At 46.0% G+C, this 22,702-nt stretch carries 22 protein-coding genes; 9 read left to right on the top strand and 13 right to left on the bottom strand.

The features are described from left to right. Positions 1-23 precede the first annotated feature (23 nt). Genes VF685_RS02125 through VF685_RS02115 form a run of 3 tightly spaced genes read left to right on the top strand, consistent with a single transcriptional unit; the run spans position 24 to position 1,343 of the window. The gene (locus VF685_RS02125) at positions 24-638 is read left to right on the top strand and encodes an RNA polymerase sigma factor (protein ID WP_286384729.1); all 615 of its coding nucleotides are present in this window, start codon (positions 24-26) and stop codon (positions 636-638) included. Beyond that, positions 635-955 carry a hypothetical protein gene (locus tag VF685_RS02120; protein ID WP_168369658.1) on the top strand — a complete coding sequence of 107 codons (321 nt, stop codon included), beginning with the start codon at positions 635-637 and terminating at the stop codon, positions 953-955. Before VF685_RS02125 ends, VF685_RS02120 begins: the two co-directional genes overlap by 4 nt. Next, positions 945-1,343, top strand: a complete 399-nt coding sequence (locus VF685_RS02115; RefSeq protein ID WP_005176585.1) for a DUF3106 domain-containing protein — start codon at positions 945-947, stop codon at positions 1,341-1,343. The genes VF685_RS02120 and VF685_RS02115 overlap by 11 nt, the downstream gene beginning before the upstream one ends. An 84-nt stretch (positions 1,344-1,427) precedes the next feature. Here the strand turns inward: VF685_RS02115 and VF685_RS02110 are convergent, their stop codons facing one another. From VF685_RS02110 to cxpE, 4 genes are all read right to left on the bottom strand, one after another. Continuing rightward, entirely contained in the window at positions 1,428-3,860 is a 2,433-nt protein-coding gene (locus VF685_RS02110; protein WP_286384730.1) for a CSLREA domain-containing protein, read from the bottom strand. Positions 3,861-3,875: 15 nt separating this feature from the next. Further along, on the bottom strand, positions 3,876-5,684 hold the full coding sequence (rbtA, locus tag VF685_RS02105; protein WP_180047250.1) for a rhombotarget A: 1,809 nt from the start codon (positions 5,682-5,684) through the stop codon (positions 3,876-3,878). Positions 5,685-5,804: 120 nt separating this feature from the next. After that, the gene (gene hda, locus VF685_RS02100) at positions 5,805-6,509 is read right to left on the bottom strand and encodes a DnaA regulatory inactivator Hda (protein WP_016660004.1); all 705 of its coding nucleotides are present in this window, start codon (positions 6,507-6,509) and stop codon (positions 5,805-5,807) included. A gap of 18 nt (positions 6,510-6,527) precedes the next feature. Further along, positions 6,528-7,751 carry a chloramphenicol efflux transporter CxpE gene (gene cxpE, locus VF685_RS02095; RefSeq protein ID WP_005176578.1) on the bottom strand — a complete coding sequence of 408 codons (1,224 nt, stop codon included), beginning with the start codon at positions 7,749-7,751 and terminating at the stop codon, positions 6,528-6,530. A gap of 136 nt (positions 7,752-7,887) precedes the next feature. Here cxpE and purM point away from each other — a divergent pair, with 136 nt between their 5' ends. Both purM and purN read left to right on the top strand, forming a co-directional pair. Then, positions 7,888-8,958 (top strand): phosphoribosylformylglycinamidine cyclo-ligase, encoded by a 1,071-nt coding sequence (gene purM, locus VF685_RS02090; protein ID WP_005176576.1) that lies wholly within the window; start codon positions 7,888-7,890, stop codon positions 8,956-8,958. Positions 8,959-8,964: 6 nt separating this feature from the next. After that, positions 8,965-9,594, top strand: coding sequence for a phosphoribosylglycinamide formyltransferase (gene purN / locus VF685_RS02085; protein ID WP_104500385.1), 630 nt, complete (start codon positions 8,965-8,967; stop codon positions 9,592-9,594). Between the two features lie 76 nt (positions 9,595-9,670). Here the strand turns inward: purN and VF685_RS02080 are convergent, their stop codons facing one another. Together VF685_RS02080 and sppA are read right to left on the bottom strand one after the other, a co-directional pair. Further along, positions 9,671-10,474, bottom strand: coding sequence for an alpha/beta fold hydrolase (locus VF685_RS02080; RefSeq protein ID WP_160243427.1), 804 nt, complete (start codon positions 10,472-10,474; stop codon positions 9,671-9,673). Next, on the bottom strand, positions 10,471-11,496 hold the full coding sequence (gene sppA, locus VF685_RS02075; protein ID WP_075168251.1) for a signal peptide peptidase SppA: 1,026 nt from the start codon (positions 11,494-11,496) through the stop codon (positions 10,471-10,473). Before sppA ends, VF685_RS02080 begins: the two co-directional genes overlap by 4 nt. A gap of 130 nt (positions 11,497-11,626) precedes the next feature. On the opposite strand from sppA, the gene VF685_RS02070 reads away from it, so the two are divergent. Then, on the top strand, positions 11,627-12,568 hold the full coding sequence (locus VF685_RS02070) for a lysophospholipid acyltransferase family protein (protein ID WP_160232538.1): 942 nt from the start codon (positions 11,627-11,629) through the stop codon (positions 12,566-12,568). Here the strand turns inward: VF685_RS02070 and VF685_RS02065 are convergent. The 3 genes from VF685_RS02065 to VF685_RS02055 form a co-directional block, all read right to left on the bottom strand. After that, on the bottom strand, positions 12,565-14,967 hold the full coding sequence (locus VF685_RS02065) for a DNA internalization-related competence protein ComEC/Rec2 (RefSeq protein ID WP_440203540.1): 2,403 nt from the start codon (positions 14,965-14,967) through the stop codon (positions 12,565-12,567). The two genes, VF685_RS02070 and VF685_RS02065, sit on opposite strands and share 4 nt — an antisense overlap. A gap of 85 nt (positions 14,968-15,052) precedes the next feature. Continuing rightward, the gene (lolD, locus tag VF685_RS02060; RefSeq protein ID WP_005176563.1) at positions 15,053-15,736 is read right to left on the bottom strand and encodes a lipoprotein-releasing ABC transporter ATP-binding protein LolD; all 684 of its coding nucleotides are present in this window, start codon (positions 15,734-15,736) and stop codon (positions 15,053-15,055) included. Further along, positions 15,729-16,964, bottom strand: coding sequence for a lipoprotein-releasing ABC transporter permease subunit (locus VF685_RS02055; protein WP_005176562.1), 1,236 nt, complete (start codon positions 16,962-16,964; stop codon positions 15,729-15,731). The genes lolD and VF685_RS02055 overlap by 8 nt, the downstream gene beginning before the upstream one ends. A gap of 25 nt (positions 16,965-16,989) precedes the next feature. Between VF685_RS02055 and VF685_RS02050 the strand changes: the two genes are divergently transcribed. Beyond that, positions 16,990-17,556: a PilZ domain-containing protein gene (locus tag VF685_RS02050; protein WP_005176561.1), complete on the top strand. Its 567-nt coding sequence runs from the start codon at positions 16,990-16,992 to the stop codon at positions 17,554-17,556. Here VF685_RS02050 and VF685_RS02045 read toward each other — a convergent pair. Then, entirely contained in the window at positions 17,544-18,467 is a 924-nt protein-coding gene (locus VF685_RS02045; protein ID WP_104471252.1) for a DMT family transporter, read from the bottom strand. The two genes, VF685_RS02050 and VF685_RS02045, sit on opposite strands and share 13 nt — an antisense overlap. A gap of 5 nt (positions 18,468-18,472) precedes the next feature. Further along, the gene (locus VF685_RS02040) at positions 18,473-18,940 is read right to left on the bottom strand and encodes a YaiI/YqxD family protein (RefSeq protein WP_005176559.1); all 468 of its coding nucleotides are present in this window, start codon (positions 18,938-18,940) and stop codon (positions 18,473-18,475) included. A 264-nt stretch (positions 18,941-19,204) separates the two neighbouring features. Here VF685_RS02040 and VF685_RS02035 point away from each other — a divergent pair, with 264 nt between their 5' ends. Together VF685_RS02035 and VF685_RS02030 are read left to right on the top strand one after the other, a co-directional pair. Then, on the top strand, positions 19,205-20,137 hold the full coding sequence (locus VF685_RS02035; RefSeq protein WP_152342229.1) for a hypothetical protein: 933 nt from the start codon (positions 19,205-19,207) through the stop codon (positions 20,135-20,137). A gap of 518 nt (positions 20,138-20,655) precedes the next feature. Then, positions 20,656-20,796, top strand: coding sequence for a hypothetical protein (locus VF685_RS02030; protein ID WP_005176552.1), 141 nt, complete (start codon positions 20,656-20,658; stop codon positions 20,794-20,796). 62 nt (positions 20,797-20,858) lie between these two features. On the opposite strand, the gene serC is transcribed toward VF685_RS02030, so the two are convergent. Both serC and VF685_RS02020 read right to left on the bottom strand, forming a co-directional pair. Then, on the bottom strand, positions 20,859-21,938 hold the full coding sequence (gene serC / locus VF685_RS02025; RefSeq protein WP_440203539.1) for a 3-phosphoserine/phosphohydroxythreonine transaminase: 1,080 nt from the start codon (positions 21,936-21,938) through the stop codon (positions 20,859-20,861). A gap of 295 nt (positions 21,939-22,233) precedes the next feature. Further along, positions 22,234-22,665: a DUF3887 domain-containing protein gene (locus VF685_RS02020; protein WP_440203538.1), complete on the bottom strand. Its 432-nt coding sequence runs from the start codon at positions 22,663-22,665 to the stop codon at positions 22,234-22,236. Positions 22,666-22,702: the final 37 nt, after the last annotated feature.

Genomic DNA, 22,702 nt, shown 5'->3' with positions numbered 1-22,702 from the left:
CAATGACAGGATTTTCCATCTCTATGGATTTAGCACCCAAAAAGTCTCAACCTGAAAGTTTGAGTACTCTGAAGAGTACGGCTGAACAACGCCTGAAAACTTTTATGCACGAGGTCACCGGGCGAGCCTTAGTGATGATGGAAAGTGCCACTCAGGGACAGCATGACATCGCGATGGATCTGGTACAGGAAGCCTTTATTTCCCTGCACAAATCCTATGCCGATAAAAGCACAGATGAGTGGTATCCGCTGTTCTACACCATTTTAAATAACAAATTACAGGACTGGCGACGTAAAGAAGCCCGTCGTGCACAACCCTTTTCATTTTTCCGCAAAGTCAGCCTGGATGACGATGATGTCGAACAAAATGATCTGGTCGATGAACGTGCACTCAATCCTGCTGAGTTTTTGGACCAAGCCATGACTGCTGAAGAAATTCAGGAGGCAATCGCCAAACTTCCGGTGCGTCAGCAACAAGCGTTTATGCTGCGGGCCTGGGAAGGGTTCGATACTCAGACCACTGCCCAGATTATGAATTGTTCTGAAGGCAGTGTAAAAACCCATTATCATCGTGCTATTCAGGCTTTACGCCAGACTCTGGCACATATGAATCCATATCTGGGAGGATCATCAGAATGAAACAAGATGATTTCTTAAAACAAGTGACTTCCAAACTTGATGGACTCGCCCACCACCACAAAGACAAAGCTGTGGTGATGAATCATGTTCTGGATCAGATTCAGGATAAGCAGACATCACGCTATGACCTGTGGAAAATGTCCGGTTTTGCACTTGCGGCTGCCATTGCAGGATTCGTCATTTTACCAAATTCGGTAGAAATGACCGCGCAACCGCAAAATCAGGTGGTGGCTACGCCAAAACTTTCACCACAAATGATGGAAGATCTAGAAATGTTATTGGTGCTGGGTGAGGATAAAGTTCAACATGGCAGCTAAACGTTTAGCATTCGCCTTCTGTGCGCTGGGCTTTTTGCAAACCAGCTTTGCAGGCTTTGAGCGTTTCTGGATTTTCTCCAAAGATGCAGACACAAAAATTGTTGAAAGCTGGGAAACCCTCTCAGATGAAGAACAATTGGCCTTAATCAAGCGTTATCAGAATTTAAAAGAACTGCCGTCCGATAAAAGTGCTTCTTTGCAACAGCGTATGGACTGGTTTATTCAGCTACCCGATGCAGAAAAGCAGAAAATGCGTGAAACCTGGCAAAAAATGAGTACCCAGGAACGCAAGGAACTCGGCCAAAGAATGCAGAAGGCCACGCCTGAAGAACGCGTGCTGATTCGTGAAGAATATATCAATAAATATATCACGCCGACAGAATACTAAGCGATTAAGCCACACATCAACCCAGTGCTGGTCCATAAAAAAGCCTCTTATTAGAGGCTTTTTTACATTCACTGGATTTATGATTTATGATTTAAACTGACGGCGTACACGATATACCGCCATGCCCAATAAACCAAATAATCCAGCAAGCCCTAGACTTCCACCACCGCTTCCTTCAGTATTGCTGTTTTTCGCGGTATTGATCAGGCTGATGGTCGCCTCATTAGACAGCTCCTGTTCAGCATCAAATACCGTGTATTTCAGCTCATAATCAAACGGGCTATAGCTGTTACGCACCTGAATCTGCAGGTTTCCGCCATAACAAGTTTCACGCACATAATCCCCTGGACATGGACCACTCCGGTCTGCCGTGACCAGTACACTTGAAGGTACATTGGTTAAACGGATTGGCAATTCAAGTCCATTGCTATCGGTATAAAAGGCCGGTTTATTTTGTCCAGACAGCAGTGTATTGACAGGTCCATCGCCATCATCACTGTCATTTTCCAGCGGATTGACATTAATTTTCAAATCCGAACCGTATTCAATGGTGTAGCGGTCGGCTTTGGCAATCGGTTTGATGTTCATGAATTTTGCCTCAAGCAAACCACTCGACTGAACACTTGGATCCGTCACCGAAGTAATGGTGTAGGCACAATAGGCAGAATCAATATTCTGAGTCACCTGATCATCGACACGATAGAACAGAATCCGTTTCACATCAGCATCCCATTCGCATTTCAGGTTTGGATCATGCAGCAGTTTACTGCGGTCAAAGGCCGCATCTTCTAAACCACCGCCAATGCCATAGACTTCTGTACTGATATTAAAGTGTTCCGGTTTTAGTTCCAGCAACTGTGCCACGCTACCATCGGCATTTGGTTCATCATGCTTGAGGGCTAATGCAAATGGATCGATATAAATAGTCCGATACTTCTGTTTTTGCTTGGAAAATTTAAGTAAATTTTCATAGTTTTGCAGATCTGCCTGATGTTGGGCCAACAGCTCTTTATTTTTCTCAGGTGCCTGAACCAGCGCTTTTAAATGGTCAATCTCCTGCTGATAGCTGTCAAACAAGGTCACATGCGACACGTTTTTCAGATTGACAATATCTGCTGCGGTCATACGCATGAGTTCAACCGAACCAATTTCACAACTGTTTTTCTGTTCCGGATCTAAAATCAGGGTGCCATCGGTCACACGCTGTAAACCACGCTGATCTGACACTTCACAGCCAAATCCTTCGACATTAACCAGATCCGCATCATTGCCCAGATTTTTTGGATAATATAACGGCAGGAATAAGTTGTAGGCTGAAGCTGACTGCATTGGATAGAGCACATCACTTAACTGCTTGCCACTCAAATTCACCGAGCTCATTGAGTTTTCTTCTGTGCTCGCGAGCGTTTCCGGCAAGTCACACACACCCTGCTCTACACTTTGTGCATTCGGGAAAATTAGCGCATTTCGTGATGAGCTGATATTCGGCTGCCGCTCGGTTAAACTGCCATTGTTCAGTGCATAACGGCATGATTTTCCCGTATTAAATGCCAGGACATTAAATCTTAACACTTTGATGCCTGAATCATCATAATAGAAGGTGCTGACGGCCTCATTTTCGACAATGGTATTGTTATTTAAACTGAAGACCGATTGCGTACTGAGGCGGTGTTCCGGGCCATTGGCCAGGTTAAAAATATGCCCCTGCGTTAAGTTCGCTTTATTTTTGGCCACCGTAGTATTGGTTAAAGTCAGACGCGGCTTGCCACAAAAATCAAAGCTACTCAGGCTGTTGCTGTTGCCATTTTGAATGACACTGCTTTGCTGAATGGTGATATTGGCCTGGGTATCTGCTAGATTTGCCGTACAGTCCATCGCCAGCACACTGCCGACACTGGCGCTGTTCCCCTGAATCAGGCTATTCACCACCGTAATTGGCTGTTCCTGATTATGGGCAGCAATATACAGTGCACCACCCCGCGCTGCCTGCGAATCCAGAATTGCGGTATTGGTCAAGGTCAACGGTCCGGCAACCAGTAAAGCCCCGCCCAGCCCATCGCTATAGCCATTTTTAAGGGTCAGATCGTCAAACATGACATTGGCCTGACTGTCGAGCGTATTAACAATACGATGCAGCCCCTGGCCGTTAATAATGGTCTGATGCGGTATCAGCGCCGGATAACGGTGGGTAATAGGATCTTTCTTGCTGTAATCAAGCGGTGTTGCGCCCATAATCCGCACATTGGACTGCGGGCGTAATTCAGCATTTAACTTGTATTCACCCGCTTGCAGACGGATATAATCCACTGCAATATAGTTGGTATTGCCGACACTACAGCCCCCAAAGGCTTTGTTCTGTTTGGCCGCCACCAAGGCTTCACGTAGCGAACATTTATCCGGGTTTTCACCATTTTCATCGGCAAATGTGGTGACATAAATAGTACGGTCTTCTGCGGCCATTAATGACATGGCACTGACAATCATGACTCCCAAGAGTGCTTTTTTATAATTTTTCATTCCCTTTCCCTGTTTTTATTTTTTACGGCGCCAAGCTGCCAATAACATCAACATGAGCACGCCATAGCCAGCCACTGCTCCGCCAGATGTTTTAATTTTGTCACTATCCATGTGGTTTTCAGGTGCCTGAATCACTTGTACACGAATTTCTACATACGGTTTGGTGGTATTAAAACGTGTACTGGTGGTCACCAGTTTAATTTTAAAAACATCTGCGCCATGCCAAGCAGAATCCGGGGTATAAATAATCTTGCCCTGCTCATCAATTGTCAGTTGGCCTTTGGAACTGGTCTGGGTCTGCTCAATCTGCACACAGCCGGCTTGCCAGGCTTTCCCGGTCGGATTGCTGCTAAACAGGCTATCACAGAACTCGGCTGGTACCAGATCACTATCACCAATTAAATCGCTGACCGACATTTCGGCAATTTCACCGGCCAGAATATCCCGACCAATGAGACCTGAGGCATCAGGTACGGTAATTTCAATTGCACCACGGTCACACAAGGTATTATCCGAAGCTCGGTTCACCCCGCGCTGATCTGCCGAGGCACAAGTAACCTGCTCAGTGGTGCCCACTTGTGCATAGCCTTTGTTGACGATTGGAGAGTCAGCCAGGGTCTGGTAATTCAGTAAAATACGTGGGCGAATATAGCCCAGGAACTGTTCTTCTTTAACCTGATACGGGCAGAATAATGCGTCCTCATCTTCACTCAGCACCTTACAGGCGCCTTCCAGGATATTCCCGCTAAAAATATGGCTACCCTGCCAGATCTGGTTCGGGTAATTGGTATCACCCAGTCCACATTCTTCAGAGACCAGATTGTTTTGCAGCACGCTTTGATCGGCTGCCTCTTTGCTACAGTTAGCAGACTGCGCCGTCACAGGATGTGGATTGGCCAGCAGAATACTGTTGGCAATATAGCCTTTTCCTGCCGGGGCTTCTAAACGTACCCCTGCGCTATTGCCCATTAAAGTGACGTTATTGACCCCGATATTGTCTCTCAGGTTCAGCACATAGCCTTCATTGCGGTTAAAGGTCGTACTGCTGATGGTATTGGCAGCGGCCAGCAGCTTGAGATTTTCGACATCTTCTGTAGGTAACTGGGTGTAGAGGTTGGCAGATGCCAGATCGCTGGTTTTGTTGTCGCTAAACACCGCTGCATAAATCCGGAAGCTTGGCAGTCGGCTATAGATGGCGCCACCCTCGGTGGCATGGTTGTGCTGGATTAAACTGTTTTTAATTTCAATAAAGGCTGGCGCGATATTCTCTCCCTCTTCAGCCAGATTATAGATGGCGCCGCCCTGGTTGGCTCGACCCTGACTCAGCTTGACATAATCCAGCACCAGGTATTCATGGTTCAGAATCAGACCGCCCTGATTGGGACGGCAACTGTCGCTGCCACAGCCTTGCAGGCTGACTTCGCTCAGGTTGACCTGAATACGTTTATCATCGCTGCTTTCAATATGAAAAATACGTTCATTACCAGCCATTTCGATAATGGCATTGTTCAGGCCTTTGATATTGTTTTCTTTCAAGCCGGTGTCATAGGTGGTTTTAATGCTTAAGGGTTGGGTGATTTTTAACTGCTGATTGAGTTTATAAACGGCGTGTTTTTCTAACAGAATGACATTGGAGGAATTTTCGCCACCGCAGCCATTATGACCTTCTTCCGGCAACCCCAAATTAATATACTCGACTGCTTCGCGCAGTGAGCATTCTTTATCATTGGCTTGAATATCTTCAGTGATAGTGACAACAATATTGCTACTATAAGCATGTCCCGCAATAAACAGCATACCAATGCCGATGCTCCGCTTGAGCATAAGCTTACTCCTTAACCTATTTATTCATTTTTATTTTTAAGTTGCAGCTTCCTTGCAACTAAGACTTATTTTGAGTGTAATTTGTCATAGCTAGAGTAATTACTCAAGTTTTTTTGTATTTTACCGATATTCGTCAATTAATGCGTAGATCTGGCGCAAATTCGCGCCGCTCAGTTTGGTTTTTTCGCCTTTTAGCAGCTGAATCAGTTGTTGCAGGCTTTGTAACAGCATTGAAGTCTGCTGCGGACCATGTAACAGCAAGTAGTCAATAATCTGCTGATCAATCTGAATACCTTTACGTTGCAGCACCGAAGTTACCAAAGCCTGACGGTCGGCAAACAGGCTGCCGGTCGGCACTTTCACACTCACAGCCTGAGTTAAACGGGACTGTAAATCGGGCAATTCCAGTTTCAGTTCAATCGGGGCAAAACGTGATGAAAACACCAATTGCCCGCCCATTTCATTGCTGTAATTGATTAAATGAAATACCGCGCGCTGCCAATGCGGCACGCCGCTAATCGCTTCAATATCATCCAGACAGACCAGATCAAAATGATCTAAAGAGGTAATGGCTTCGGTCGGGGCATCCAGAAGTTCCAGCAAAGAGACTTTAATCGCGGATTTGCCAATTTCCTGATAAGAATCGCAAATCGCCGAAAGCAGATGGCTCTTGCCGGTACCGGCACCGCCATAAACATAAAAACGGTTGACCAGCCCCGCATGCAACTGTCGCACTGCGTCAATTACATGGCCCCAGCCCGGACCAGAAAAATCACTGATTCGGGCATCGAGTTGAGGTTCTATATCAAGCTGCAGTTGACGCATATACAGAATAGGCCTTCGTTAAACATCTTTAGGATCAAGAGGATTCATCTTACTCGATTTTTCAGTCTGTTGCAGTGGCTTTGTCTGATCTTTCTCAAGATCAATATCCACATCCACCTGATCAGTTTCTATGCTGATACTGCCCGTTTGCTGGTCATGATGAATGATAGCCGTCGACTGTCCATACCACTGACTGCGTTCATAGCAATCCCGGGCATGACGCAGCAAGACCACAATTACCGCGGCAACCGGCAAGGCAATTAACATCCCGAGGAAACCGGCCAGTTGCGCACCAGCCAGTACAGCAAATACCACTGCTACCGGTGACAGTCCAATTTTATCGCCCAGTAAAAACGGTTGCAGCACGTAGCCTTCTACCGCCTGACCAATCATAAACACCACCAGCACCAAGAACAGTTGCATCCAGTCGATACCGAACTGCAATAAGGTGGCAATGACCGCAGCAATAATCCCGACCGCAAAACCTAAATATGGGATGATACTGGCCAGACCTGCCACCATCCCGATAATCAGGCCAACGTCCAGACCAATCAGTTGCAGACCGGTGGCATAGACCACACCTAGGAGGATCATCACCAGGAACTGACCTTTGACAAACGCGCCTAATACGTTATGGCATTCATTCACAATATGCAGGGTGCTGCGCTCATACGGACGTGGAATTAAACGGCGCAGACTGTCCAGCATACGGTCCCAGTCGAGCAGAAAATAGAAGGCAATAATTGGAATTAAAACAATGGTCCCGCCAATCTGGATAAAGTTCAGACCGGACTGCGCCACCCGTAAAATCATGGCCTGAATGCTGTCGGCGCTGTAATTGGTCTGCACATAGTCCATGATAATGGTTGACATATGCGTGGTATCAATTTCCATCTCATCGACATTAAAGGTTTCAGAAATCCAAGGCAAAAAGGTGGTATTGATCCAGTTAATTCCGACCGGAATACTGTCGCGGGCAATCATCAGCTGTTTCCAGACCAGCGGAATGATGTACCAGACTGCCACGGTCAGTAGAATCCCGATTCCGACAAAAACGATGCTGATGGATAACCAGCGCGGCACCCCAACCCGATATAAAGTATCAACCAGTGGACTGAACAGATAAGCCACAAGAAAGGCGACAATAAATGGAATAACGACCGGCTTGAGTAAATATAAAATCCAAAAAATTAAAGCTATCCCGGCAAGGATAAAAATGCGACGTAAAGTACGATCTGCCATAGAATCTCGCCTTTTTGCAGTGTAATCGTTATATAAAGTAAAATATTTTAATAAAGATAGCATTTTAGCGCATAAATAACATAAGAGTTTCGTATATTCGGGTTATAATCCCCCGCGCGAATGCGGAGACTTCATTATGAGCAACTCAACTTCTAACCCTACCCCTGGTTTAAGCTATAAAGATGCTGGTGTCGACATCGAAGCCGGTGACGCGTTAGTCGATCGAATTAAATCTGTTGCGAAACGCACCACTCGTCCTGAAGTGATGGGCGGATTAGGCGGCTTTGGCGCACTTTGTAAAATTCCTAAAGGTTATGAAGAACCTGTTCTCGTATCAGGCACAGACGGTGTTGGTACAAAATTACGTTTAGCCCTTAATTTAAACCGTCATGACACCATTGGTCAGGATTTGGTGGCCATGTGTGTGAACGACCTGCTGGTTTGTGGCGCAGAACCACTGTTCTTCCTCGACTACTATGCAACGGGTCACTTAAACGTTGATGTTGCAGCCAATGTAGTTACCGGGATCGGTCAAGGTTGTGAGCTTGCGGGCTGTGCACTGGTTGGCGGTGAAACTGCTGAAATGCCAGGCATGTATGAAGGCGAAGATTATGACCTTGCAGGTTTCTGCGTAGGCGTGGTTGAGCAAAGCAAAATTATTGATGGCTCTAAAGTCAAAGCGGGTGATGTTCTGATTGGTGTTGCGTCTTCAGGTGCACACTCAAACGGCTATTCTCTGCTTCGTAAAATTCTAGACGTGAAAAACGTTGACCTGACTCAAATCGTAGATGGCCGTCCGCTGGCAGATGCAGCGATGGAGCCAACCCGTATTTATGTCAAACCTATTCTTGAATTACTTAAATCTGTTGATGTTCACGCAATGGCGCACATCACCGGTGGCGGTTTACCTGGTAACTTACCACGCGTTCTGCCAAATGGTGCGCAAGCGGTAATTAACGAATCCTCTTGGGAATGGCCAGAACTGTTCAAACTGCTGCAAAAAGAAGGCGGTGTTGAACAATTCGAAATGTACCGTACCTTTAACTGTGGCGTTGGTATGGTATTGGCAGTGGATGCAGCGGATGCTGACAAAACTGTTGAATTGCTGAACCAGTTGGGCGAAAAAGCTTGGGCAATGGGTCACATTGTTGACAATGCAGAATCTGTTGAAGGTGCTGACGAAAAAATCCGTGTGATTTTTGCGTAATTGTCTATGTTGAAAATTGCTGTACTTGTTTCAGGCAGTGGATCGAACTTACAGGCCCTGATTGATGCCCGTCTTTCGGGACAAATTGTCGGGGTCATTTCCAACAAACCTGAAGCCTATGCGCTGGAACGTGCCCAAAAAGCCGGTATTGCCACTGCGGTAATTGAACACAAGCAATACCCAGACCGTGAAAGTTTTGATGATGTGATGCATCAACAGCTTTTAGACTGGGAGGTTGATCTGGTGGTGCTGGCAGGCTTTATGCGCATTTTAAGCGCCAAGTTTGTTAAAGCCTGGGAAGGGAAAATGCTGAACATTCACCCTTCTCTGCTGCCGCATTACAAAGGCATGCATACTCATCAACGGGTGTTAAACACGGGTGATGTCTATCATGGCTGTACGGTACATTATGTGACTGCCGAGCTGGATGCCGGTCAGGCGCTGGCCCAAGGGGTACTTACTGTATCGCATCAGGACAGCGTGGAAAGCTTGGCCAATCGTGTGCATGTGCTGGAACATCTGATTTATCCGCAAGTGGTGGAATGGATTTGTAGTGGTACGCTGCAGCACACACCAAACGCGGTGCTGTATCGTGGTCAGGTGTTAGCGCAACCGCTACAGTTCTGTCAGCGCTAAAATAAAAAGTAATATCTATAAAAAAACGCATCCTCGGATGCGTTTTTTTATGACCTGATTTTTCCCAAAAGTAATCTTAAGGTGCCTGATCCTTTAATAAGGATTTAATCATCTGTGCCACTTGCTCAGGCTGTTCCAGTGGGAACATATGACCGCCCGGCGCAACATGAAAAGGAATCCCGAATTTCTTCTCAATTTGCTGTGGAAACTTGCGGGCCAGAAACGGACCTTTCTCGGCCACCACCAGTTGTGCCGGCACCTTCAGCTTGGCCTGTGGCAACCACCATAAAGATGGATTGGTACGGAAAATCTGTACTTCATCCATTTTAGGAATGGTCAGCGTCACCCCACCACGTACAAGATCTTCTGTCAGTGCATGGTCGATATAAGCCTGAAAACAGTCCGGATCAAAATCTTGATAAAAGCCTTTGGGTCTGAGCAGCTCGGCCGCCTGCTGACGTGACTCCCAATGATCACGGCGGCGTTTAGACAATCCCGCCGGTGACATTTTATCGAGCGCTTTCAGCTTCAACAGTTTCGCTACATGCATCACTAAGGCTTCTTTACCCATGATCATTGGCGGATCCAGCATGATCAGCTGGGAAAACAGTTCCGGGCGTTGCTGCGCGGCCTGAAAGCTCAGCACCGAACCAAGTGAATGACCCAGTGCAATCACCTTGCGGCCTTGTGCCTGCCGCACAATACTGTCAATCACCTGCTGGGTCAGACTGTTCCAGTGATTATCGATTGGATAACGTTTATCTGGCCCGAGCAAAGGCACATCAATCACGTCATAATCATCTTGCAGATGCTGAAATAGTTTTTGATAGACCCGTGACGGTACGCCATTGGCGTGAGCAAAATGGATTAATGGTTTCATTGTAATTTGGTACTTTGTTCAGATTGAATCTGCTGCGATACAGCGCTGGCCATCCCCTGACCTACCGCAGTGCCCATACGACCCAGCATCGAATCTAGCGGATTATATTCAATGGTATAGTTGACGGTTTTGTCGACTTTTAATTCACGTTTTAAAGTATTCATACTGCCCAGACGGTCAATAATCCCCAGTTTCAACGCCTGATCGCCGGTCCAGAATAAGCCGGAGAACAAGGTCGGATCATTGGCTTTTAACTTGTTGCCACGGCCCTGTTTGACTGCAGTAATGAAATGCGCATGCACATTATCTAGTACACCCTGAACATGGGCTTTTTGCGCTGGATCCACCGGTTGTGTCATCGACAGCAATGCCTTATTTTCACCGGAGGTCATGGTGCGATCTTCAACACCCAGCTTTTGCATTAAGCCACTGACGCCATAATTCGGCATAATCACTCCAATCGAACCAACTAGACTAGATGGATTGGCAATAATTTCATCGGCGGCTGAAGCAATATAATAAGCCCCTGAAGCACCGGTATCGCCAATCACCGCATACAGTTTTTTATCCTGATGCTGCTGTTTTAAATACTGGATTTCCTGCCAGATTTCATCGGACTGAACCGGTGATCCGCCCGGTGAATTAATATTTAACACCACCGCCTTACTGCCGGTTGCTTCATAGGCTTTACGCAGTGATTTAATGGTATTTTCACTATTGACGCTCTGTTTATCGGCTGCGATGGTACCCACAATATCGACCACGGCAATATGCGAACTGCTGGTCACGGCCGTAGCGGAATTATTGCTACAGCCTTTACCCATAATCACCAGCAGAATAAAAATATAGGCAAAGGTCAGGAACTTAAAGAAAATTCCCCAGCGTCTGGCGCGGCGCTGTTCTTCAACAGAGGCTAAAACCGCTTTTTCCAGTAACTTCCATTCGTTTCCTGTCGGTTGTTGTGCTGTGGGTGGATGGCTATTCTTGATTTCATTTTCTGGTTTAGGCGGCCAATCGGACATAAAAACAATCCAAAACTCGAGTTAATTTTCCTCCATTATATACGCCGAAAAACTGATTGCTGTCTAAATTGAATGTTTTCCCCTATAATATTTTCATTTTTAACCTTTTCTTTAGATTTCACTATACTGAATGACTGATAAACTCGCCCCAACGACTATCTCTCGTTTACTTCATTTTGTCAGTCGACAGCCCCTCAGCCTTTCACGCTGGGCGGCCCGCATGTTGGCGGCATTTTTGAATGTCTTTCAGCTCAGCAAGACCTCTCAGGTCATTCGCCTCAATTTAAATATTGCCCTGCCGCATTTAGATGCGACCCAGCGTGAACAGCTGGCGCGTCAGGCCATTCGCAATGAACTCACCTCTTATTTTGAGTTTTTTAATATCTGGGGCGCAGAAAACTACAAGAATATTTCCCGCATTCATCAGGTGCATGGCGAACAGCTGTTACATGAGGCACTGGCTGCGCAAAAAGGCGTGGTACTGATTGTGCCGCATTTTGGCACCTGGGAAATCATGAATGCCTGGGTGGCGCAGCACACCGAAATGACCATCATGTATAAACCGGTGAAAAATCCATCGGCTGATGAGTTTGTCCGTAACGCTCGCAGCCGTGAACAGGCCAATCTGGTGCCGACCAATGACAGCGGTATTCGTCAGATTTTTAAGGCACTGAAACAAGGCGGAACCACGGTAATTCTGCCGGACCACACCCCGCATTTGGGGGGTGAAATGATTCACTATTTTGGTCTGCCACTTGAATCCAGCAACCTGAGCGCCAAGCTGATTCAAAAAACTAAAGCCGCTGCCCTGTTTCTGTATGCACTGCGCAATGAACAGCAAGGTTTTGATATTTTCATTGAAGCCATGGACGCACGGCTCTACGACTGTTCTGCCAATGAAGGCACCGCAATGATTCACCAGAAGATTGAACAGCTGATTGCCCAGCATCCGGAACATTATCACTGGAGTTATAAACGCTTTAAGGCACATCCAGCCTTAAGACGGATTTATGAGATTCCTACGGATGAAGCCTTGGCGTTAATTCAAAATACCAAAGCTAATTCCGCTTAATCACGCCGCAGCCAAACCCGCATATGCCGGTACGGTAGCACCTCATTCTCAGTGGGATAAAACTGGATGCTACCCTGCTGCGCGGTCTGCCATAAGGGAATTTTTAAGGCGTTCAGTCGGGCTTTTACCTGCGTGCTCGGATGGCCATAACGGTTATTCAGCCCCGCCGATGCAATTGCCAGTTTAGGCTCCAGCTGTTTTAAAAACTGGTAAGATGAACTGTGCCGGCTACCATGATGGCCAAGCACCAGCACATCCACTTTTAAATCCGGATAATCCTGTAATAACTGATATTCAGTCGGCCAGCCTGCATCACCCATCAATAAAAAGCGAGAATAAGGCTGAGCCTGTGCAAACTCGACCAGCAGCACACAGGAACTTTCATTTTTCTGCTGTTCTACAGGATTTAACTGCTCCGGTTTCGGAGAGAGTACCTGTATCTGGATGCCCGGCTGCCACTGCCATTGCTGTCCTTGCTGGCAATAGTCAAAATGGCTATGAGAATTTACTTCAAGCTGAGCATTGGCATAGACCTGTTGCACCTGTAACTGTGGCTTTAAGGTCTGATAAGCGCCGCTATGATCCTGATCCAGATGGGTCAACCATAAATAATCTAACTGCTGCACGCCTTTGACACTTAAAAAGGGCTGGATAATCTGCCGGCCGATACTCCATTTCTGTTCATCATAATGACCGCCCATATCAATCATCATGCTGTGTTCACGATAGCGTAAAAAGATTGCCTGCCCCTGCCCAACATCCAGCACAGTAAGTTCCACCTGCCGAGAAAACTGGTCCTGAAACAGCAAAGGCAATAAACACAGCGCTGACCAGACTTTAGGCACTAGACCTGCGGGAAGAAATAAAATCATCAGTCCCAGCACCAGACTCAGCAGCATCGGTGGACTCAGCGCAACCGGAATCAGTTGTGGTACAAACAGCAGATCCAGCAACTGCAAACAACCCAATAACAGACTTAGCGCCAAGTCATTGAGCTGAAACAGCAACTGGCTCAGCGGTTCCGCCAGATAAAAACTTAAACCGGCCAGAATATCCAGCGGTACAATCACCAGACCGATCCAGGGAATGGCCAATAGATTACTCAGCGGCGCAATCCAGGCAATCTGCTTGAAGAAGATGATCATCAGCGGAAACAGCGCAATAAAAATTTTCCATTGCGATTCAAATAACAGCCGGAAGCCCTGCCACAATTTCTGCATCAACGTCTGCTGCGGATGCACCGGTTGTTGCCGGAGGGTCTGGTAAATCCTTAACAGCACAAAGCAGGCGCCATAAGACAGCCAGAATGCCGCCGACAGCACACTCAACGGATCAAGCAGCAGCAATAACGAAGCACTACCAATCAGCAAAGACAGCGGCTGTATCGGCTGCTTTAGCAACAGGCAGGCGCCTGCCACCAGACAAATCAGTAAAGTCCTGAGCGCAGGAATTTCAAACCCAACATAGGCACAATATACAAATACACAGCCCATAAACGGCAGCAACAGCAGATAACTTCGGGGCAATTGCGCATATAATTCGGGCCAATAGCGAGTGACCAGGCGCTGCAGCACAAAACACAGCATGGCGGCAAAAATCAGCACATGCGGCCCGGAAATCGCCAGCAAATGACTCATCCCGAAACGCTGAAACTGCTGCTCGGTGGCTTCATCGAGTAAACTTTTATCGCCAGTCAGCAGTGCCAGTATTAAGCCGGGATGCTGCAATGCCTGCTGCTGGATAAAGTCACGAATCTGTAAACGCTGTGTTTCGATCCACAATTTAAATTGCGGCCAGAGTTGCTGATGCTGTCTTAAATGTGCCCCAAATCCCAGCCGATACAGTTCCGATTCAGTCAGTTCCACAATCGACTGGACCTGAAAGCCGCTCATGATATTTTGCTGGAGATACCACTGCTCTACATCAAACGCACCCGGAACGGCAAAACTGTGCGCCGGCAAGGTCTGCCCCTGTAAACGATAATAACGCCCCAGCTGTAGTTCCTGTTCAGCCGGCAGCAAGGCCAGCCATTGCACCGGCTGGCTATGCCGGTTCAGCACCTGAACCGGTTGCCGGAGCTGGCTGCTACCCAGCTGATTGATTTGCTGGACATAGACCACCACCTCTGCCGGCTGGCGGGTCAGTTCACGAAATATCAACCGCTCTTGCAACTGGTTTTGGGCAAAATTCAGCCCCAACAAAAATGTAATGACAAATGCCACACAGGTATTAATCAATTGGATGCTCAGATGGGACCAATGTAAAGCAGCTATTTGCTGTAAAAGCAGGATAATCAGTAACAGGCCTGACAACCAGAGCGGGAAATCCAGCATCGGCCATAGCGTTTTGCCCATACAGGCAATACCTACAATCCAGCCGGCACCCATGATTTTGAACATGTCGTTTTCTGTCTTATTTTTATTTTGAGCAAGCATAAAGCCCACCGGAGTGGGCTTCAAGGGTCATTGATCTGATAATCGGGTTTTAGTCGGGTACCCAGATGCCATCCTGCATATGCAAAATGGTATCGGCCGATTTGGCCAGCTCTTCATCATGGGTCACAATTAGCATGGCCATATTAAACTCACGGCGCAGCTCGCGTAACAGCTCAAAAATCTTGATGGCGGTTTTACGGTCCAGGTTCCCGGTCGGTTCATCAGCCAGCATGACTGCCGGCTTGGTGACAATGGCACGCGCCAAGGCCACACGCTGACGTTCACCACCCGACAGTTCACCCGGTTTATGGGTCAGTCGATGCGATAAGCCCACCCGATCCAGCAGATATTCGGCCTGCTGTTTCACTTCTTTAAAGTTACTTTCCTTACGCAGCATCAAGGGCATCGCCACATTTTCCAGCGCACTAAATTCAGGTAGCAAATGGTGGAACTGATAAACAAAGCCCAGATATTGGTTACGCAAATAACCACGCTCAGCTTCGCCTAAATTGTCAAAGCGCTGGCCATTTAAATAAACCTCGCCCTGACTTGGACGATCAAGCCCGCCAAGGACGTGCAGCAAGGTACTTTTACCTGAACCACTGGCGCCGACAATCGACACAAATTGTCCCTGTTCGATTTTTAAATCGAGGCCGCGCAGTACATCTACTGTGGTTTTGCCGTCAGTAAAATGTTTAGTGACCTGTTTGGCTTCTAGTACAGTTTTATTCATAACGAAGCGCCTCTGCAGGTTGAATTTTCGCCGCGCGTAACGCCGGATAAATTGTGGCCAGGAAACTTAAAATTAAAGACAGGCTGACAATGACCACGACATCTTGCCATCTTAAATGCGATGGTAAGTAGTTAATGAAATAGGCATCAAACAGATTCAAGCCCAAAACATTGTTCAGCCAGGCAATAAAACCACTGATGCTGGAGGCAAAAATAATTCCAAGAATCGCGCCGGAGACTGTCCCGATCACGCCAATCACGGTCCCTTGCACCATAAAGATTCGGGTAATCGTGCCCGGAGATGCACCTAAGGTCCGTAAAATTGCGATATCGGCTTTTTTGTCAGTCACCACCATCACCAGAGATGAGACAATATTAAAGGCTGCGACCAGAACGATTAAGAACAGTAACAGGCTGACCATGGCCTTTTCCATCTGAATCGCACTGAACAGGTTACCATGGGTATAGGTCCAGTCTGAAGCATAGAAATTGGCTGGCAGTTCACTCACAATGTCGTTGGCAACGGTAGGTGCGGCAAAAATATCGTCCAGCTTCATGCGTACGCCTTGTGCGCCATCCGGCAGACGTAACAGGGTCGAAGCATCATTCAGGGCGATATAGCCCATCATCGAATCAACTTCGGCACCAATGCTGAAAATCCCCACAATGGTAAAACGTTTAAAACGTGGCACCACACCAGCCGGTGATGGCGTTGCTTCAGGCAGTACCAGGGTAATACTGTCATTTAAACTGAGGCCCAAAGCATCGGTCATTTGCTTGCCCAGCACAATCCCAAACTCGCCTTTTTTCAGGTTATCAATGCTGCCTTCCACCATATGCTGATGAATAATCGAAACTTTCTTCTCATATTCCGGCTCGATACCAGTCACCATAATGCCGGAAACTTGACCGTGTGCGGTCAACATCCCCTGTAATTGGGTAAACGGTGCAGCACCTGTAACGTGCTCATGTTGCTCAACTTTTTTTGCAAGTTCAGGCCAATCTGTTAAAATCTGGGTAGATGAAACAGTCGCTTGCGGAATCATCCCCAAGACCCGGTTCTTCAATTCACGGTCAAATCCGTTCATCACAGATAACACTGTAATCAGAACAGCAACACCTAAAGTGAGACCGATCATTGAAACCAGAGCAATAAAAGAAATAAAGTGATTACTGCGCCGAGCGCGCGTATATCTCAACCCTATATATAGCGAGATTGGTTTAAACATACCATCTAGTCCGAGGTAATACATTATGGAAAATTTACAGCATCAAAACGCTCAAAATGAACGTCGCGTGATGTCACGTATCGATGCTGCGTTGAGAATCAACTATCAGCTTATTTCTGATCAAGTTGCTCTTAATGATCCTTACGATCCTAATTTTATGTTGCCGCGTTATTTTCTACTACTCGCTGAATTAGATCAATTTGATCATGCGCTTAACTACGAATTAGAACAATTATCTGAAAAAGATCAACAAATTGCTCGAATCTTATCCTTATTCAACCAAAAATTAAACCTGATTACCGGTTCTTTATACGATGCAATTGTACAAAGCATGTTACCTGTACCAGAACAGGTCAACTTTTCCGAAAGCGGTTTAAGCTTCTACAGCGAGCGTGAAATTGCCGATGGCAGCTATATTCACGTGACCTTAAGTCATCCGGAAAATTTCTTTCATATTGCTGCAACTGCCCAGGTGGTCTATAGCAATGCCGAAGATAATGGCCGCTATCGTACCGGGGCCTATTTTATTACTTTACACCCGCAAGACCGCAGCAAACTGGCCGAAGTCATCCAGCAGTGTCAATCTAAATAAGTTTCAGGATGTGCCTGTTTACGTGCCAACGCCCGGCTTGCACGTAAATCATGGAAGAAATATAAGAACAAGCCAAACAATAAGACCAAAGCTCCGATCAGCACTGTCAAGCTCAGGGCTTCCTGATTCAGAAATGCACCAATTAGCAGGGCCAGCATTGGGGTCATGACAGTGGTCAGTGACAATGTGGTCGCCTGAATATTCTGTACCAGCTTAAAATAACAGAACATGGCAATCAGTGAAGCCATCACCACCGTATACAGTAAAGAGAATAAAGCCTTGGTTTCCGGAATTTCAGTCGGTGCATAAGGCCAGATTATTGGCAACATCAAAATTGCCATCAAGGTTGAAATCAGGATTGAACCAGTGGCCTGTGCCACAGGTTCCACCTTGGCATTCACTTTTTTGACCCAGAAAATGGACATGGCATAAATCAGCACGCTCAGCAGCATCAGACCAATCCCGACCGGCTGTACATGCTGGTTTTCTCCGCCCAGACAGATAATACCCAGTCCCAGCACTGCAACCAGCATCCCGAACCATTGCAGTTTTTTCAGACGCTGCTGAAAGGCAAAACGCCCGATCAGGCCGGCAATAATCGGTGCCAGACCAAACATCAGTGCAATCATGCCTGAACTTAAATAGCTGGTGGCCAGATAGGTAAAAATCTGGGAACCAAACAGGCTGCAGGAACCCGCCACATAACTGTGCAGAGCAGTCTGATCAACCGGAAAACGCACTTTGAGTAGCAATAAAAAGACAAAGGCCAGCGGCAAGGCAATAAAAAAACGTAAAGCCAGCGCCCACAGCATATGCAGATCCGACACACTCCAGACAATCGCCAGCGGTGTCGAGGCCCAGATAAACACCAGCAGCATATAAGTCAGGGCAATATTATTTTTTGAAGGCATATAATTCAGCCGGTTTTACGTTTTTGTTTTTGAATGGTCTGATCCAGACTGCTGGAAAATTCACGTTTATCGCGCTCAGAAATTGGCGGTGGCCCACCGGTCTGCACGCCAGCGCCGCGTAGAGTATCCATAAAATCACGTAAATGCAGCCGCGCTTTAACATTGGCAGTGGTATAGATTTCACCACGTGGATGAATCGCAATACCGCCCTTTTCAATCACCTGCGCTGCCAGTGGAATATCTTGGGTCACCACAATATCGTTGGCCTGCATTCGCTCAACAATTTCCTGATCGGCCGCATCTGCCCCGCTCATGACCTGCAGGGATTTAATCCGCACCGATGGGGTAATGCCCACATTCTGATTGGCCACAAAAATTACTTCGAGCTGATAGCGGTCTGAAGCCCGGATAATCACATCTTTTAAAATTCTTGGTAAGGCATCGGCATCCACCCACAGCTTAAATGGCAGCACTTTCAATTCCGGCAATTTTGATGTCCCTAGTGTAGCAAAATTCACTCAACGCCGCGGCGGGAAATACAGGCTTTTTCACCAAGATGATGCTGGAGTAATAACACGCTGGATCAGCTGATTTTGCTTAAACTGCTTGAACTCATCTTTTGACTTTTCTCATCATTTCGGGCATTTTCAAAGGAGAAATCGGCGCCCCGACTTGAAAAATTTAAAACACCCTCGATTAAATAGATTAAGGCCACTCGACATTCTCTTAACGTGCTTATGAAAAATCAGAACAGACCAGACATTATTACCATTGAAGATCAAAGTTTTGGCAGCCATGTAGAGCATTGGACGCTGCTCACCGATCAGCCGAATGTTGATGTTCCCAAATGGTTAGGTCAGGCACTGGATGCACCCATCATGCCAATGGGGCTATGCGCACAAGAATGTGATATGGATGACAGCACCTGGCTGATTCAGGGTCCGGTCAAACAGCCGATTCAACTGGCGCAGGTCATTGCCGTAGAGGCCAATCAGCCGAAAGCGGTTAAAACGGCCTTTCCATGTTTTGAAAGCCCGTATAAAACCCCGGTGACCATTGAACGGATTATTAGCTGCCCTTCCAATACCCAGGCGGTTTTGGGATTAAATCTGGGTGAAAACACCACGGTCTATGCCTTTGACAGTCTGTATAGCGTCAATCACCACCAGTACCAAAAAGACCAGACTTATATCGCGCATCTGAATGGTTGGGCTTACGAGCTGGAAGCCGTGGCAGAAGATGAGCAACTGATTGTTGATGATCCGGCCTCGATTAAACATCACCGTGCCTTAAATGATATTCTGGCGGCCAATAATGGTGTTGCCCCGGCCAATTTGCAGGAACAGATTGACGCCTGGGAGCCAAAATCTGAAGAAGATAAAGCCCCGGTGACCGTGAATTTCTCCAAAATGGTGGCCTATTTATATGGTGAAGTCTTAGGACAGGAAGATGAAGCCTGGTTCCAGGGCAATGTGGTCGGTAAAACCCAAACACAGTTTATGAATCAGGATTACACCCTGTATGATGTCTGCCTGATTCATGAAGACAACCAGCCAGCCACTTTAATCCGTATTGCGACCAAAGAACCGAAATTTGCTGATTTTGAAATTGGCCAGTTCATTCGCGGCAATATCTGGATTCAGGTCAGCATTTATGCGAAAAAACAATAATTTATATTTAAAGAAAGATCAGCTTCAATATGAGCTTTCAGCTTGAAGCAGGTCTTTTTTTATCTTTTGAATTTATTTGATTATATTTTATCGGCTTTGTTGCACAAAGATTTCATAACTATATGATTTTAAAAGTTTTGATTATTTTTTGATCCAAAATTAAATTTATTTAAATCAGATGCTTACATATTTATGCAACAAAGCCTATTTTATCCACAGTTTTATTCTAAATAGCACTATTTTAAATTCAAAAACCACTTATTTGTCCACAGTTTTAAATTTTAAAGCTTATTATTTAATCTCTATTGATTTTCATAGACTTAGATTAAGTCTGTTTAAAAATTGAATATTGAATTAAACCAGTCAACAGAATGAAGAAATGATGTTCTGATTTTAAATCGGCTGAAAAGTTTATTAAGGAAAATGTATTTAGTACTTTATTTAACCAATTTTTTATGTTAATAATATGTGACAAATCGAAAGTATCAACGATAAATAGATCACTGGATATAATATCTATGAAAATCGTGCAAGAAGAAAACTTACAATCTGTTGAACATCAAATGGGTCAGCGTTATCGTCTGGATAAAATGTCCTGCCTGTTTTTTGTTCTGGGCATGATGATTTCTGCCTACCTGCTGCATCAATTTATTTTTTAATCCGTATTCCATATCCCATAAAAAAGCCCATCCTGATGATGGGCTTTTTCGTATACGCTGGATTAGCCGTTGCGTTTGGCAAAGTCATCCATAAAGTTAACCAGTGCCTGAACACCTTCAAGTGGCACGGCATTATAAATGCTGGCACGCATACCACCAACTGAACGGTGACCAGCCAGATTCAATAGATGATTGGCTTCCGCTTCTTGCAGGAACTGTTTTTCCAGATCGGCATTGGCCAGCGTAAATGGTACGTTCATGATCGAACGGTTGGCTTCAACAATCGGGTTGGCGTAGAAATCGCTTGAATCGATATAACCATAAAGCAGTTTGGCTTTTTCAAGGTTGGTCTGATGCATGGCATCAACCCCACCATTTTCCAGTAACCATTCAAAAACCAGACCGGATAAATACCAGGCATAGGTCGATGGCGTATTCACCATTGAACCATTTTTTGCCTGATCTGAATATTTCAGGATGCTTGGAATTTCCGGCTTGGCCTGATCCAGTAAATCTTCACGGATAATCACCAGGGTTAAACCTGCCGGGCCAATATTTTTCTGTGCACCCGCATAAATTAAACCAAACTTGCTAACATCTAGCGGTGCAGACAGAATGCTAGATGAATAGTCACACACCAACGGCTTGTTGGTTTCAGGAATGCTGGCAAATTGCAGACCACCAATGGTTTCATTGTCGGCATAATGCACATAAGCTGCATCTGCAGATAAATCCCACTCGCTTTGCGCGCTAATCGCATGTTTACCATCAATCTGAATACCTGCGTTCACGACATGAATATCGCCATAACGCTGTGCTTCTTTTAATGCTTTTTCAGACCAGATACCGGTATGGATATAATCGGCCTTGTCATTTTTACCGAGCAGGTTTAATGGAATTGCCGAGAATTGTAAGGATGCCCCACCCTGCAAGAACAGTACTTTATAGTTCTCAGGAATGTTCATGAGTTTGCGTAAATCGGCTTCTGCTTTTTCTGCAACCGCAACATAATCTTTGCTACGATGGCTCATTTCCATGATCGAAAGGCCTTTGCCGTGCCAGTCCAGCATTTCTGCTTGGGCTTTTTCTAATACGGCAGTGGGTAATGCAGCAGGGCCAGCACAGAAGTTGTACGCGCGCATGATTTTTCCTTGTCAAGGTGAAACACAATAAAATAGGCATTTAACCACATCTTGCTCAGGCTTGCACAAAATTATTTCAATCTTGCCACGCAGATACAGTCGAAAAATCAATATAGATTCACAAGATAATTTTAACTTTTCCAGCAGATTGGAAGCCTATTCATCTCTATATCTGGCCCAATGTGGATGACCTTTTTCTCTTGATTAAATGTAATTTGCGCTGATCTTAAGCATATATGCAGTAATACGCAGCGATCTGGTAAAGCTTAGTAAAATGTAGTGATTAAGAGTGCACTCACTCACCAAATACCTGAATATTCAAGTTGCGGATTTTACTGCTACCGCCCGGCTGTTCAAAGCTGACGTCATATTGCACCAGATTTTTTGGATACGCATATTCATAGCTAATCTTGTACTGCCCCGGCTGATTGCTACCGGTTTCAATACTTTTGGTCATCAGGGTACGCGACTTATACTCGTCTTTTGGAATCACCTTGGCAAAGCGTTTCATGACTTTCTGGTTGTCCTGAAAATGGCTTTTGAGTTCTGGCTCGAGATGATTCAGAAACTGCTCGAACTCGCCATCACGTAAATTGTCATAGGCCGCCTGTGCCACCTGTTCCTGCTGCGGACTCGGATTTGCAATGGCGTCCATGGCTTTTTGACCCAGCTGATCACATCCGGCCAAAGCCAGAACACTCAAGCCTATCCATAATTTAAGCTGCATATCGGGTTATTCCTGTACGGTACTGTGTAAAAAAGGA

This window comes from Acinetobacter sp. Brlt_5 (genome assembly GCF_051949055.1).
GTDB lineage: Bacteria > Pseudomonadota > Gammaproteobacteria > Pseudomonadales > Moraxellaceae > Acinetobacter > Acinetobacter indicus.
Note: the sequence above shows the minus strand (reverse complement) of the source record. Positions and strands in the feature narration are given on the sequence as shown.